Origin of the sequence: Mycobacteroides chelonae, assembly GCF_016767715.1 — a bacterium.
Classification (GTDB): domain Bacteria; phylum Actinomycetota; class Actinomycetes; order Mycobacteriales; family Mycobacteriaceae; genus Mycobacterium; species Mycobacterium gwanakae.
In genome coordinates this window covers 1,158,933-1,173,685 of the sequence record NZ_CP050145.1, presented here as the reverse complement: position 1 = coordinate 1,173,685, position 14,753 = coordinate 1,158,933, and the positions used below count along the sequence as shown (strand labels likewise).

General features: G+C 65.9%; 12 protein-coding genes. 4 read left to right on the top strand and 8 right to left on the bottom strand.

Features of this window, described 5'->3' with window-relative positions:
• Nucleotides 1-5 precede the first annotated feature (5 nt).
• Nucleotides 6-773, bottom strand: coding sequence for a lytic transglycosylase domain-containing protein (locus HBA99_RS05760; RefSeq protein ID WP_070918402.1), 768 nt, complete (start codon nt 771-773; stop codon nt 6-8).
• A 173-nt stretch (nt 774-946) separates the two neighbouring features.
• On the opposite strand from HBA99_RS05760, the gene efeU (HBA99_RS05755) reads away from it, so the two are divergent.
• The 3 genes from efeU (HBA99_RS05755) to efeB (HBA99_RS05745) are packed head-to-tail and all read left to right on the top strand — an operon-like array spanning nt 947 to nt 4,249.
• Entirely contained in the window at nt 947-1,846 is a 900-nt protein-coding gene (gene efeU / locus HBA99_RS05755) for an iron uptake transporter permease EfeU (protein ID WP_030094592.1), read from the top strand.
• Entirely contained in the window at nt 1,843-2,997 is a 1,155-nt protein-coding gene (gene efeO, locus HBA99_RS05750; protein ID WP_046252779.1) for an iron uptake system protein EfeO, read from the top strand. The genes efeU (HBA99_RS05755) and efeO overlap by 4 nt, the downstream gene beginning before the upstream one ends.
• A complete protein-coding gene (gene efeB, locus HBA99_RS05745; protein WP_070951435.1) occupies nt 2,978-4,249 on the top strand; it encodes an iron uptake transporter deferrochelatase/peroxidase subunit in 1,272 nt (423 codons plus the stop codon). The genes efeO and efeB (HBA99_RS05745) overlap by 20 nt, the downstream gene beginning before the upstream one ends.
• Here efeB (HBA99_RS05745) and efeB (HBA99_RS05740) read toward each other — a convergent pair.
• From efeB (HBA99_RS05740) to mfd, 4 genes are all read right to left on the bottom strand, one after another.
• A complete protein-coding gene (efeB, locus tag HBA99_RS05740) occupies nt 4,246-5,472 on the bottom strand; it encodes an iron uptake transporter deferrochelatase/peroxidase subunit (RefSeq protein WP_081347383.1) in 1,227 nt (408 codons plus the stop codon). The two genes, efeB (HBA99_RS05745) and efeB (HBA99_RS05740), sit on opposite strands and share 4 nt — an antisense overlap.
• A gap of 17 nt (nt 5,473-5,489) precedes the next feature.
• Complete coding sequence (efeU, locus tag HBA99_RS05735) at nt 5,490-7,544, bottom strand: iron uptake transporter permease EfeU (protein WP_070951436.1); 2,055 nt, start codon at nt 7,542-7,544, stop codon at nt 5,490-5,492.
• 105 nt (nt 7,545-7,649) lie between these two features.
• Complete coding sequence (locus tag HBA99_RS05730) at nt 7,650-8,639, bottom strand: nucleoside triphosphate pyrophosphohydrolase (RefSeq protein ID WP_070951437.1); 990 nt, start codon at nt 8,637-8,639, stop codon at nt 7,650-7,652.
• Nucleotides 8,636-12,289: a transcription-repair coupling factor gene (mfd, locus tag HBA99_RS05725; RefSeq protein ID WP_070951438.1), complete on the bottom strand. Its 3,654-nt coding sequence runs from the start codon at nt 12,287-12,289 to the stop codon at nt 8,636-8,638. The genes HBA99_RS05730 and mfd overlap by 4 nt, the downstream gene beginning before the upstream one ends.
• Nucleotides 12,290-12,396: 107 nt before the next feature.
• Between mfd and lysA the strand changes: the two genes are divergently transcribed.
• Nucleotides 12,397-13,743, top strand: a complete 1,347-nt coding sequence (gene lysA / locus HBA99_RS05720) for a diaminopimelate decarboxylase (protein ID WP_070951439.1) — start codon at nt 12,397-12,399, stop codon at nt 13,741-13,743.
• On the opposite strand, the gene HBA99_RS05715 is transcribed toward lysA, so the two are convergent.
• The 3 genes from HBA99_RS05715 to HBA99_RS05705 all read right to left on the bottom strand — a co-directional run bounded on the left by HBA99_RS05715 (nt 13,740) and on the right by HBA99_RS05705 (nt 14,742).
• Nucleotides 13,740-14,051: a hypothetical protein gene (locus tag HBA99_RS05715; protein WP_046252772.1), complete on the bottom strand. Its 312-nt coding sequence runs from the start codon at nt 14,049-14,051 to the stop codon at nt 13,740-13,742. The two genes, lysA and HBA99_RS05715, sit on opposite strands and share 4 nt — an antisense overlap.
• Nucleotides 14,052-14,084: 33 nt before the next feature.
• Nucleotides 14,085-14,384: a hypothetical protein gene (locus HBA99_RS05710; RefSeq protein ID WP_046252771.1), complete on the bottom strand. Its 300-nt coding sequence runs from the start codon at nt 14,382-14,384 to the stop codon at nt 14,085-14,087.
• A gap of 91 nt (nt 14,385-14,475) precedes the next feature.
• Nucleotides 14,476-14,742: a hypothetical protein gene (locus tag HBA99_RS05705; RefSeq protein ID WP_046255558.1), complete on the bottom strand. Its 267-nt coding sequence runs from the start codon at nt 14,740-14,742 to the stop codon at nt 14,476-14,478.
• Nucleotides 14,743-14,753 lie beyond the last annotated feature (11 nt).

The following is a 14,753-nucleotide window of genomic DNA, read 5'->3' as shown; positions in this document are numbered from 1 at the left end:
TAGTGCTAGAGCGACCCGCCCTTGGCGTAGGCCGTGGCCCAATCCCGTACCTGCTCGGCGTACACGTCCGACATGTTGTACGCCCACAGCGCCTTGATCCAGCCCTCGGTGGTGCTCAGGTCGCCACCGCGCGAGCACAGGTATCCCGCCGCCGACAGCGCCGCATCATCGATGTTGTCGGGGCTGGGGTCGCCCTCACCTGCGGCGCGGACACCGTAGATGCGCCAGGTCTCGGGAATGAACTGCATGGGTCCCATCGCCCGGTCCTGGTTCGCGTCACCGTCCAGCACACCCTTGTCCGTGTCCGGAAGCCGCAGGTTTCCATTGGATCCATCCAGGCGAACCCCGCGGATCGGCGGCAGTGCGTCGCCGTTGGGGTGCAGTTCGGCACCGTGGTAGGTGCCGTTGTGGCTCTCAACGGTGCCAATTCCGGCCAGCGTCGTCCACGCGATCTTGCACCGCGGGTTCTCGCGCTCGGCAACCTTGGCCGCGTACGCGTACGCCTCCAGGGCGATGACGGGAATTCCCGTCTTCTGGGCACGTGGGGTGGACCAGTCACGGAGCTGGTCGGCGGGACGGCCATGGATCTGCGCGGGCAGCGTCTCGATCTCGGGCACCGGATCCCCGGCGGGCGGCGGCACTCCCTGCGGTAGCGGCGTACGCCCACCCAACTGCCAGGAACAGCCCGCTGCCAGCAGAAACGTCGAAATGGAGACCACGAGCACGATCCGCACTAAGCGCGCCGACAGGGAGCGCACGGCGAGGGACGACACGACGGAACTCCTAGACGGTGCGATGGATTGCTCTCCATCGTCGCATGAGCTGGACACACACGGATGCAGCCGACGCTCTGCCATCGCTTCCACAGGACCTATTCAGGTAAGGTCAGCCGCACCTTGGCAAGCGTTGGCTAGCCAAAGTCACATGAAGGAAAAGGACCCTGGACATGCGCAGTATCGGCGTCCTAGCCGACGGGCCGACTCACTTCTCGCAATACTTCAGCAGCGGCCTCATCGGACTGCGCGAGGGCCTCGAATGCGGGATCGTCGTGATGATCCTGGTGGCGTTCCTGGTCAAGTCGAACCGACGCGACGCGCTGCGCTGGGTGTGGCTAGGTGTCGCCGGTGCCATCGCGATGACCCTGCTCGTCTTCCTGACGATCCACTTCGGCAGTAACACCATCAGCGACCTGGGCGCCGAAGCGATCGCCGGGGTGGCCTCGCTGGTCGCGGTGGCCATCGTGACCACCATGGTGCTGTGGATGCGCACCGCCGCCGCCAGCATCGCCGGCGAGCTGCGCCAGGGCATGGCCCAGGCACTGGAAGCCGGCTCGCTGGCGGTCCTGACCGTGGCGTTCCTGTCCGTCGGGCGTGAGGGCGTCGAGACGGCCCTGTTCATGGTCGGGTACGCCAAGGCCGAAACCGCCTGGCCCCTGGCCGGACTCGTCACCGGCGTCGCGGCCGCGGCCGCGCTGTCCTATGGCATGTACCGCGGCGCGGTCAAGATCAACTTGAGCAAGTTCTTCAAATACACCGGCGCCTTCCTGGTCGTGGTGGCCGCCGGCATCCTGTCCTATGGCATCGGCGCCCTCCAGACCGTCGGATGGCTGCCCGGACTGTCGCACAAGGCCTTTGACATCACCGGCTGGTTCGACTGGAGCGCCTGGTACGGCGAGCTGCTGCGCGGCATCTTCAACGTGACACCGACCCCGACGGTGCTGCAACTGGCGGGCTGGATCACCTACCTGGTGATCGTGCTCGGCCTCTTCCTACGTCCTGTGGCCACTCAGCCCAAGGCGCCCACCACCGACACCACAGAAGCCCAACCCGAGAGGACCGCTGGATGAAACCATCACTCGCCTACGTAGCCGCCGCGCTTGCGATGGCCACCGGTACAACCTTGGCGGCCTGCACCCCCAAGGAGCCCGCCGAGAGTGGTGCCGCCGGTGCTGGTCAGGAGATCACCGTGACCGCCACCGACACCAGCTGCGAGGTGTCCAAGACCGAAGCCACCACGGGCCCAGTCACTTTCAAGGTGACCAACAACGGGTCGAAGGTCACCGAGTTCTACGTCTACGACAAGGGCGACCGCGCGCTCGGTGAGGTCGAGAACATCGGCTCGGGCATCAACCGCAAGCTCATCGTGCAGTTCACCGAGCCCGGCACGTATCAAACCGCCTGCAAGCCCGGCATGATCGGTGACGGCATTCGCGGCGACTTCACGATCACCGGGGCCGCGGTGAAGCTCGACGCCGAGGGCAAGTTCAAGGACGCCACGGACCGTTACCGGGGTTACGTGATCAGCCAGGTGGACGCCCTCAGTGAATCCGCCGGCAAGTTCGTCGAGGCGGTCAAGGCCAAGGACATTGCCTCCGCCAAGGCCCAGTACCCGACCAGCCGCGTGTACTACGAGCGGATCGAGCCGGTAGCCGAGGCCTTCCCCAACGACCTGGACCCGCGAATCGACTTGCGCGAAGCCGACCTTCAGCCCGGCGAGAAGTGGACCGGCTACCACCGCCTGGAGAAGGACCTGTGGGTGACCGGCCTGCAGCCCGATACCGACGCCATCGCCGATCAGCTGCTCAAGGACATCAAGGAGCTCTCGGACGGCGTGCGCGCCAAGGACTTCGACATCAACACCACCAAGATCGCCGGCGGAGCGCAGACGCTGCTCGACGAGGTGGCCAGGACGAAGATCTCCGGCGAGGAAGAGGCCTTCAGCCACACCGATCTGTGGGACTTCCAGGCCAACGTGGACGGCTCGCAGAACGCGGTCGCTACCGTGCGCCCCATCCTCGATGAGCGCAAACCCGAACTAGGACAGGCGATCGACAAGCGGTTCAAGGAAGTCGATACCCTGCTGGGCAAGTACCGCAAGGGTGACGGATTCGTCTTCTACGACACGGTGACCCAGGATCAGCGCATCGAGCTGGCACATGCCATCGACGCGTTGTCCAAGGAGGTCAGCGAGGTGCAGGGTGTCATCGCCGGACGGTAACGGGTTCAACCGCCGCAAGCTGCTGGGCGCGGCGGGGGTTACCGCCGCCGTGGCCGGCGCTGCGGGAGCGGGAGTGCTGGGCGGCCGCGCAAGCGCGGCAAGCGTCGGACCGGACAACGTCAAAGTCCCGTTCCGCGGCGAGCATCAGGCCGGGATCACCACCCCGGCGCAGGACCGGATGCATTTTTGCGCCTTCGACGTGATGCCCAACGCCACCCGCGGCGAGGTGCAGGCCATGCTGCGTCAGTGGACCGAGATGGCCGAGCGGATGTCCCAGGGTGAGGAGACCACGCCGGGCGGTGCGATCGACGGCAATCCCTATGCCCCGCCGACCGATACAGGCGAGGCATTGGACCTGGCCGCGTCCGCACTGACCCTGACGATCGGCTTCGGCCCTTCGTTCTTCCGTAAGGACGGGGTGGACCGGTTCGGCATCGCCGACAAGCTACCGGCGCCACTGCAGGAACTGCCGAAGTTCCGCAACGAGAAGCTGGACCCTGCTCGCTGCGGCGGCGACATCTGCATTCAGGCCTGCGCCGACGACCCGCAAGTCGCGGTGCATGCCATTCGCAACCTGGCCCGGGTGGGCTTCGGAACCGTCGCGGTCAAGTGGTCGCAGCTGGGATTCGGCCGCACCTCCTCGACCAGCCGGTCGCAGGTGACGCCGCGAAACCTGTTCGGTTTCAAGGACGGCACCCGCAACATCAAGGCCGAAGACACCGGGAAGGTCAACACCAGCGTCTGGGTGGCCAAGGGCGACAACCCCGAATGGATGACCGGCGGCACCTACCTGGTGGCGCGGCGCATCCGGATGCTGATCGAGAGCTGGGACCGTACCGTACTCAACGAGCAGGAACGAGTCATCGGGCGCTCCAAGGGATCGGGTGCGCCGATCGGCCAGAGCGACGAGTTCGCGGCCATCGACTTCACCGGCAAGAAATCCGACGGGGAACCGCTGCTGGATGTGGACGCGCACGTGCGACTGGCCTCCGCCGAAGAACTGGGCGGTATCGAGATCCTGCGCCGCGGTTACAACTTCACCGATGGGTCGGACGGGTTCGGGCATTTGGACGCGGGGCTGTTCTTCATCGCCTTCGTGCGCAATCCGCAATCGCAGTTCATCCCGATGCAGCGCAAGCTGGCCACCGAGGACGCCCTCAACGAATACATCCTGCACACCGGTTCGGCGATCTTCGCCTGTCCACCGGGCCTGGGCCCCAAGGAGTACTGGGGCCAGGCGCTCTTCGGCTAGCTGAGCAAGGTCCTGCCGTACCAGTCGTTCTCGTCGGCGACGCCCGGCAGCGCGAAGAAGTATCCGCCCCCGAACGGCTGCACATAGTCCACGAGCGGCTCGTCGTTCAACCGGTTCTGCACGGTTTCGAACTGGCGCTCGAGGTCCTGCTGGAAACAGACGAAGACATGTCCCGACTGCATGTTCCCGTTCGGTTCCACGCCCAGGTCGTAGTTGTAGGAACGCCGGACCAGCCGCTGGTTGTCAGTTTCCGCGGTGCGCGGGTTGGCCAGCCGGATATGCGCATCCAGCGGAATGGTCTGGCCTTCGGGATCAGTCGTGTAGTTGGGGTTATCGAACTCGTTGTTCCCGTCCAACGGTGCGCCGCTGTCGCGACGTCGACCGAACATCCGCTCCTGCTCATTGATGGAAACCCGATCCCAGAACTCGACGAGCATCCGGATGAGGCGTACCACCATGTAGGTGCCATCTGCGGTCCAGGCGGGTTCGCCATCGCCGACCCAGATCAGCTTTTCGGCATCGTTGGACACCGGGTTGGCAGTGCCATCCTTGAACCCCAAGAGGTTTCGGCCCGTTCCGGACGGGCGTGGGGGCGAGTTGTACCCCTCAATCCGCCAGCGCATCTGCAGATCGCCCCGCACCGCGCGGGTGATATCGCGCAGTGCGTGATGCACGGTATCCGGATTGTGGGCGCACAGCTGAACCAGCAGATCACCGTGTGTCCAGGCCGCATCGGGAAAGTCGTTGGGAAATACCGTCATTGGTTTGAGCTTGGCGGGCTTGCGGTCGGTCAGCCCGAATCGGCTATCGAACAGGCTGGACCCGACTGCCACTGTGACGGTGAGGCCGTCGGCCTCGACCACGGGCCCAACCACCTCGCTATCCGCCGGCGGTTGCCCCACCCCCAGCTCGGGCGGGGTGCCGCCGGTACAAAGGAACCGCGCCCGCTCGGTCAACTTCTTGAAGGCCCCAGCCAGCGCATCCCTGTTCTTCGATGTCACATCGAATGCCACGTGGCAGGCGAAGTTCTGCTTCTCTGCGGGCACCGGGGTGAGGATTCCCGACTGCTTGGCCCCGTGGAATGGGTACCGATTCGGGGGCGCGGCCACTGCCGCCGCGTTCGCGTCGACCTCGGCACCGTGCGCCAGCACCGCACCCGTGACGGCCGTGCCTGCGGCCCCGATGGCCGCGCCGCGAAGGAAGTTCCTGCGGTTGACATCCATATTGCGCGCCTCCTTGGTCATCGGCTCGGCGGAAGTTCGATGAGCAGCGGCACCGAGGCGAGCGTCTCGAGCACCTGCCCCAGCGCGGCATCCACCGCCTGGCGGCCGGCCAGCGGCACCTGCTCGAGCGGACGCCACTGTCCACCCTGCTGCGTCGCCTTGAGTGCGGCGTCAAGGATATCGAGCTGGGAGTTACTCTCTGCCAATAACTTCGGCGCACGGGGATTGATCAGCACCGAGAACTGGCCCAGCACCGCGCGGGTGGCTTCGACCGCCGCCGCTGCCTCCGCGTACTCGGTTCCCGCCCCCTGGTTCGTGTAGCCCATGAGCTGGAATCGCAAGGTGTCCTCGAGGATTTCGTGTGGGCGTTTCGTCTGGTCGGCCGGCTCGGTCATCACGTCCGCCAAGTTGGCACGCAGCTTGTCGATGGTCGAGACCAATTCGTCTGCCACCGGCACCAGCACCGGCGCGGGTTGCCCGTGCCACAACCCGTACTCCAGGCGGCGTAAGCCCTTGAAATCGGGATCGTGCACTCCGTCGGGGAGCCCATGCGGCAACCCGGCGATGGCGTCCCCGTAGTCCTTGAAACTGCCGTACGCCGCACCGATTCGATTCCAGGTCAGAATCGCCGGCAGCCAATCCTTCTTCGCCGCTTCGATATTGCCCGCGGCAAGGTCAGCACGAAGTGCGCGCGCTTGGGTACCCAGCACCGCCAGGAGATTGTCGGCGTAACGCTGGTAGGCCTGCATCGGCGGCTTGAGATCGTCCTCGGTCACCCTGACCACCGGCTGCGGCGCCCCGGGGTCGGCCTTGCCCCGGACTTGTTGAGATGCGGAGTATCTGGCGGGCTCTCCGGCCATCAGGCACGCGAACTTGTACGTCCCGTCCGAGAGCGTCGCGGTGAGCGTGGCGCTGGTGGACGGGCCGAGGGTCTCGATCTCGGCGACCACACCGTTGTTGCCGTCCACGAGGTTGATCTCACCGGTCTTGCCCGACTTGTTGACGACAGAGAACGTCTGCAGGCCGGTACCCGCGGACGTCCAGTCGTCGGCGCAACCGCTGGCCGTCACGGTGACCTGCGTATCGGCATCACGGTTGGCGGACGGCAGAATCGCAATCACCGCGGCTGCCACGAGCACCGGCACCACCACGATGGTCGCGGCAACCGCGAAGGGGCGCTGGCCGATCACGCGCGCGAAGGCCGAGGGTTCCTCGTCGGGATCGGATGGGCCAGTGGGCGAATGATTTTCACGTGATACCCGCAAGAACGGGGGTATCACCAGTATCAGGTATCCAGCCCAGGCCACCGCCTGCAGCACGGTCATCCGCGGGGTGAGCTGGGTGATGCCGGTGACGATGGTGACCCACCAGGAGTCCGCGGAGATGCGCTGACTCAGATCGAAGGCGTACCAGGTCCGCCCGGGCAACCAGCCCGCGGTCTGTAGATCCCCGATGCCGTACGCCAGAATTCCGGCGGCGATCACAATGAGCACGACCGCCGTACGGGTGAAGAACACTTTGAGATTGAGCTTCACCGCGCGGCGATACAGCAGCCAGCACAACGTCACCGCGATCGCCAGCCCGAGGGCGCCACCGATCACCGGTCCGGTGGTCTCCCCCGCCGCCTTGGCCGCGGTCCAGAAGAACAGCGTGGTCTCTAATCCCTCGCGGGCGACCGCCAAGAACGCCGTCAGGGCCAGCGCGCCCGCACCGAGGGTGAGCGCGTGCTCCACCTTCCCGGACAGCTCACCGGAGAGGCTGGCGGCGGTGCGCGACATCCAGAAGATCATCGCGGTGACCAACCCGACGGCCAGGATGCTGAGCACGCCGCCCACCACGTCCTGGCCGGTAGCGCCCAGCGAGCTGGTCGTGGAGGTGAGTACCGCCGCGAAGCTGGCCGATACCGAGAGCGCCCCGAGCACGCCCCGCCACACCGGCGCCGTGGCCCGGCGCCCGTTGGCCGCCAGCGGTGAACGATGGACAGCGGCAAGCAGGATGCTCACCACAAGTCCTGCTTCGAGACCCTCTCTCAGGCCAATCAACAGATTGGGGACCGCATCCGATAACACCACGTAGATAAGGTATGGCGTACCTAAATGCTGTGCAAATGCTGTGCGGACCATGGTCCTACGAGACCGGGCGCAAAGTCCCGCCGCACGGTTTTCCTGGCTACGCCCCTAGCTCTCGGCGGTTACCTCGGCTGCATCGTCGGCAGGAGCCTCACCCGGATTCCTCAGCCAATGCTCGCGCCACTCCCCGGCATCGACATCACGCAGATCGGCACTCGCCAACCCGGCGGCAGTGTCCTCACCGCGGCGATCGGCCAGGATGCTCTTCTCGGCGCGACGCACGGTATCCATGAATTCCAAAACATCTGCACGCAACTGGTTCTCGGCATCTCCATCCAGTTCGATGGTCACCGAAAGCAGCTGCGCCGGGATCAACTCGGCGGGCAGACCAGCGGCCGTCACCCGGCCGAGCACTTTCTGCGTGAGTGCCAGGGCCGGCTGGCTGCTGGACACGCCGTCCAGACACGAGTCGCGATCCTTCTCCTGTGCCTTACGCTCTTCCCATTGCGCCAGTTGCTCTTCCAGCGAGATCGAGCTGGAATCGCCACCGGCGCCGAGGATCACCGGAATGCGGTTGCCCAACTTTTTCAGCAGCGCCTCGGCGACATCGTCGATGTTGAAGGGATGCTCCGGGGCATCCTCGGCAATGCGGGCGTGGAAAAGCACCTGCAGCAGTACGTCCCCCAGCTCTTCACGAAGCTCGTCGACGTCACCGGTACGCACCGCGTCGAACAGCTCGTAGGTCTCTTCAAGCAGGTATCGCCGCAGCGAATCGTGAGTCTGGGTGCCCTCCCACGGGCCGTTCGTGCGCAGCCTGTCCATTACCGCCACCGCGTCGATGAGCTTCTCGCCCTGCCGCACCGGCGGTGCGATGACCGTGGCCCCGGCCGCGATCCGCGCCTTCACCTCCGGATGGTTGCGGTCCGAGGACAACAGCGCCGGGGCGTCCTCACCGATGTACACCGGACGTGCGGTCGACAGCGACCACGCCAGCCGGACGGGAAGCTCTTCGGTGTACTGCAGGTCACCGGCGAGCAAACCGACGGCCTCGACCGGCACCATCGACGGATGGCGCGGGTCCACAAGGATGACGGTCATTTGCTCACCTCCACTGGTGTTATATCAACACTGCCCGCGGGGCGCCCCGACAACGCCAGCAGCAGATCGACAATCATGTGCACCAGCTCCAGGTCGCGGATGCGCTCCGAGCCCACACCCCCGTCGCCGGCACGCGGGATAGGCACCTGCACAACGGAAGTCGTCGCGCGATATTGCGCGGCCGGGTGCAAACGCTTGAGCCGCAATTGCGCCGAATCCAGAAGTGGCAACGGCTGTATTCGGATGTTGGTACCGACCACCGAAAGATCGGTGATTTCCATCTCACGACACAGCAAACGCAGCGAGGCCACCGCGACCAGTCGCTGCACCGGAAGCGGCAGCGGACCGTACCGGTCGACGAGCTCCTCGACCGCCGCGCCGATCTGCGCGGCGTCCCCGGCCGCCGCCAGCCTGCGGTATGCCTCAAGGCGCAACCGATCGCTGCCGATGTAGTCGGTGGGCAGGTGCGCATCGACCGGTAGATCGATACGCACCTCCTTGGGCTCCTCGGCGGTCTGCACCGTCTTGCCATCGGCCGCCGCGCGATACGCCTCGACAGCCTCGCCGACGAGCCGGACGTACAGGTCGAAACCCACCCCGGCGACGTGGCCGGACTGCTCGACGCCGAGCACATTGCCCGCGCCCCGGATCTCCAGATCCTTCATGGCCACCGCCATGCCGGCACCCAGATCGTTGTTCTGCGCGATAGTCGAGAGCCTGTCGTATGCGGTCTCGGTCAGCGGCACCTCGGGCGAATACAGGAAATATGCGTAACCGCGCTCGCGGCTGCGGCCGACGCGTCCGCGCAGCTGGTGCAGCTGCGATAGCCCGAAGATATCCGCCCGCTCCACGATCAGGGTGTTGGCGTTGGAGATGTCCAGCCCCGTCTCGATGATGGTGGTGCACACCAGGATGTCGTATTCGCGGTTCCAGAACCCCTCGACGGTGCGCTCCAGCAATTCCTCGGGCATTTGACCGTGTGCCACAACAACTCTGGCCTCAGGAACCAGATCACGTATCCGCGCGGCCGCCCGATCGATGGAGCTCACCCGGTTGTGCACATAGAACGCCTGACCATCGCGCAACAGCTCGCGTCGCAAGGCGGCCGCCACCTGTTTGTCGTCATGCGGACCGACGTAGGTGAGCACGGGGTAACGCTCTTCGGGTGGAGTCAGGATGGTCGACATCTCCCGGATGCCCGCCAGACTCATCTCCAGGGTGCGTGGAATCGGGGTGGCGCTCATGGTCAGAACGTCGACATGGGTGCGCAGCGCCTTGATGTGTTCCTTGTGTTCGACGCCGAATCGCTGCTCTTCGTCGACGATCACCAGACCGAGGTCCTTCCACCGCACCGCGGTCTGCAGCAGCCGGTGTGTGCCGATGACGATATCGACTGAGCCAGCGGCCATTCCCTCGATGACCAGCTTCGAGGTGGCCGGATCGGTGAACCGCGACAGGCCGGCCACCTTCACCGGGAATCCCGCGGTGCGATTGGTGAAGGTCTGCAGATGCTGATCGGCCAGCAGCGTCGTGGGTACCAGCACGGCGACCTGCTTACCGTCCTGAACAGCCTTGAACGCCGCCCGAACCGCGATCTCGGTCTTGCCGTAGCCCACGTCACCGCACACCACCCGGTCCATCGGAACCGGCTTCTCCATATCGGATTTCACCTCGGTGATGGCGGTCAGCTGATCGACCGTCTCGACAAACCCGAAGGCGTCTTCCATCTCCCGCTGCCACGGAGTATCCGGCGCGAAGGCATGTCCGGGCGCGGCCTGACGCGCCGCATACAACGCCACAAGCTCACCGGCGATCTCACGAACAGCCTTGCGCGCCTTGGTCTTCGTATTAGCCCAGTCGCTGCCGCCGAGACGGCTCAGGCCGGGAGATTCGCCACCGACATACCGGGACAGCTGATCGAGGGAGTCCATCGGCACGTACAGGCGGTCGCTCTGTCCACCGGCGGCGGCGCCACGCTTACCGGACGCGTATTCCAGCACCAGATACTCGCGGCGCGCCCCACCGACGGTGCGTTCCACCATCTCCACAAATCGCCCGATGCCGTGCTGATCATGCACAACGAGATCGCCGGCCGCGAGGGCCAGCGGGTCAACCTGGTTGCGACGCTTGGCGGGTAACCGCTTGCCATCGGTGGCAGCGACTCGGCTGCCGGTGAGGTCTGTCTCGGTGACGATGACGATGTTGGCCCCCGCGAGCACCACACCGTCGGTGAGGTGACCACGCAGCACACCGACAATGCCCTCAACGGGCTCCGCCCCGGGATCCAACAGCTTTGCCGGCGTTTCTGTTTCGGCCAGCTGCTCGATGATCCGGTGCGTGGTGCCCGCACCGGCGGCCACCACCACAGCCCGCCCGCCGGTCATCACGTGGGCGCGCAGCATCGCGAAGATCTCCGCCGCACCCTCCTTGTGTCCGCGCGAGGAGGGCGATGGCCGTACCGCGAGATCGATCGCCTGATCGTCGCCCATACTCAGCGGGCTCAGTGACCACCACGGATGCCCGGTCTCATCTGCCGCGTGCTTGACGTCATCAAGCTCCCGAAATCCCGAATCCGCCAGCGCGGCAACATCGATTGGTGCATCGGCGCCGATCGCCGCGACCGACCAGGATGCCTCCAGGAACTCCCGGCCGGTGCGCTCCAGATCCGCCGCCCGGGTGCGCACCTTCTCGGGATCGCAGATCAGCACGGGAGTGCCCTCGGGCAGATGGTCCACCAGTATGGTCAGCTCACCCGAATGCAGGACGGGCAGTAGCGATTCCATTCCATCGACACAGATTCCGTCGGCCAGCTTGGCCAGCATCTCCCCCAGCCCGGTGCCGAGCCGGTGCTCGCTCTCGGTACTACCGGAATCTCCGGCCGCCGCCGCGAGCTCGGCCGCACGCGTGCGCACCTGCTCGGTGAGGAGCAGTTCGCGACAGGGCATCGCCAGCACGGAGGTGACCTGCAGCTCCGGGATGGACCGCTGATCGGCAACGGAGAAGTAGCGCATCTCGCTGACCTCGTCGCCCCAGAACTCCACACGCACCGGATGGTCTGCGGTGGGACTGAAGACGTCGAGAATGCCGCCGCGCACCGCGAACTCGCCACGGCCGGCCACCATGTCCACCCGGGTGTATGCGAGCTCGACCAGGCGGGCGGTCAGCCCGTCGAATTCCGACTCGGCACCCACGGTGAGCTCGACCGGCTCCACATCGAACAATTCGGGCGACATCGGCTGCAACAGCGAGCGAACCGTCGTGACAACCACCCGCAGCGCAGGCCCCATCCGGGAATCCTCCGGATGGGCGAGCCGGTGCAGCACCTGCAATCGTGCACCCACGGTGTCGACGCCGGGTGACAGGCGTTCATGCGGAAGTGTCTCCCACGACGGCAGCAGGGTGACCGAGTCGCCGTACACGTCGCGCAGCTCGGCGGCGAGATCTTGCGCTTCCCGGCTGGTGGCCGTCACCACCAGGACAGGCGCATCGCTCGCATCGGCCATACCGGTGACGACAAATGGGCGGGCACACGACGGTGCCGTCAGATCAAGGCCGGTCTTGGCGGCGAGGGCCGGGGCAAGAACATCGAATGCGGGATCCCGCAAGGCTGTCCGGATCACCCCGGCGAGAGGCGGGGCAGTCACAGTCATGGTGACTTCATTCTACGGCGCCCAGATCTCGAAAAAATCGGGCCCATCACCGTCAAGGCCACGTCAAGAAACTCCGCATGGGGTCGCCACAGGCGCACGGTAGATGCATGACACTTCTGGACCTCCTGCCGTCCTTACATAACGTGGCGCGACCGCGCGTCGACCCGGCCGTGTGGCCGGTCACCACACACCTGGACGAGCAGGGCCGGATGTGCGTCGGAGAGACGGCGCTCTCGGAAATCGCCGACCAGTTCCGCACCCCTGCGTACGTGGTTGACGAGGAGGATTTCCGCCACCGCGCCCGTCACTATCGCCGCACCCTGCGCGAGATCGAGATCGCGTACGCCAGCAAGGCGCTGCTGACGACCGATATCGCGCGTTGGGTGGCGCAAGAGGGCCTGTCGCTGGATGTCTGCTCTTCCGGCGAGCTGGCAACCGCGCTGGCGGGCGGCTTCGACCCGGAACGAATCATCATGCACGGCAACGCCAAGACCCCTGACGAACTCAGTGACGCCGCCGCGGTCGGCGTGGGCCGGATCGTGCTGGATTCCAACACCGAGATCATGTTCCTGGCGACTCGGCTCAAGAAACGCCAGCGTGTACTCGTACGGGTCACCCCCGATATCGACATCCACGGGCACGCCGCGGTAACGACGGGCGTCACCGATCAGAAGTTCGGATTCCCGCTACACAGTGGACACGCCACCGAGGCCGTCCGCCGTGTGCTGGACCAGCCCCTGCTGAACCTGGTCGGCCTGCACTGCCACATCGGCTCACAGGTCACCGACTGCACGCTCTACGGCGAAACCATTCGTCGCATGATCGCCGCGATGGCCGATATTCGCGCCAAGCACGGCGTGATCCTGGGTGAACTCAATATCGGTGGCGGCCACGGCGTTCCCTACCGCTCAGGTGACCCCGAACTCGACCTCGCCGAGCTGCGCGACTTCATCGACGACGCCCTCGACGCCGCCTGCGCGGCCGAGCGCTTCCCGCGCCCGCGCGTCGTCGTGGAGCCCGGCCGCGCGATCTCCGCACGCGCGGGAGTGACGCTGTACCGGGTGGTTTCGGTCAAGACCCAGCCCGGCGGGCGTACCTTCGTGGCCGTCGACGGCGGCATGAGCGACAACCCGCGAGTCTCACTGTATGACGCGAAATACAGTGTCGCGCTGGCCAACAGGCATCCTTCTGCCCCACCGCAACTCGTGACGGTGGCCGGGCGGCACTGCGAATCCGGCGACGAGATCGCCCGCGATGTCAGCCTGCCCTCTGATGTGCACCCCGGCGACGTGCTGGCAGTGGCCTGCACCGGTGCGTACAACCACAGCATGGCCTCGTCCTACAACCTGGTCGGACGGCCCCCAGTACTCGCGGTCCGCGACGGACGGGTGCGCGAGCTGGTACGCCGCGAGACGATCGCCGATCTGCTCTCACGGGACTGCGGCGCGCGTTAGGGCCAGTGCGCAGTGGGCACCGGTTTGGTCTGTTCGACCGTCAACGGCGGCGTGGCCTCGTGCGCAGGGTCCGGAGTCGAATGAATTTCGGCATTACCCGGCTTTGAACAATCCTGTTGGCTGGGAGCCGACTCCCGGCAACTCGGACGGCTTGTCGCCGACGGCGTCTCGGACGTCGTCGGCAATGAACACGTCGCTGCACCCGGTGCGCATGGATCGGCGTATGAAACGCCCACCACCACCGAACCTCCCATGACGAGGCTCGTCACTGCTACTGACACCGCGGCGCGCCTCAGCGACAACCGCATAACTCCACCGTAGGAGCCGGGACGCGCATTCGTCTAGAGCGCGGCACCACTCTTCGTCGGTGCAACCGTCAACGGCGGTGCCGGGATATGGGCCGTCGGGGTTGAGTGGAGCTCGGCATCACCGGGCTCGGCGCAAACCTCTTCACCCGGCTTGGGCGCACTGCATTTTTCGTGAGCACCCGCCGGCGGGACAACAGCCGTGGGCAGCGCGCATGCGGGCGCACCCGGCGCGCACGGGGGGTCGGCATGCGACACCCCCAACGCTAGCGGCATACCGATGGTCACACCCGCCGCCACCAGCAGCGCCGCACGCCGTACCAGCACAAACATCATGAGCAAGACGATAAGTCGAGCCGTCTCAAGATGCCATCAGACCGGCACTATTCCCAGCCAGTTCACAGCTGATGCCTAACGATGCCAAGGCTCAGGGGTGGTTACGCGCTTCCCCGGGGGCGTTGATCATCTGCCACGGCGGCATGCCGCTCTGCGGGGCCTGCGGCATGTCCGCTGGATTCGGTTTCGAGTGAAGCTCGGCATCCTCGTGCACCGGCCCCGGTGTCGGTGCCTGGCACATCGCCGGATCCGCGCACGGCTGCTCTGCCGCAGCCATCGGGGCAAGTACCGCGGGCGTGACGACCAACGCCGCCGCGGCGGCTCCCGCCACCACCCACCGCATCACCGTTGACGTCATGACGACCACCT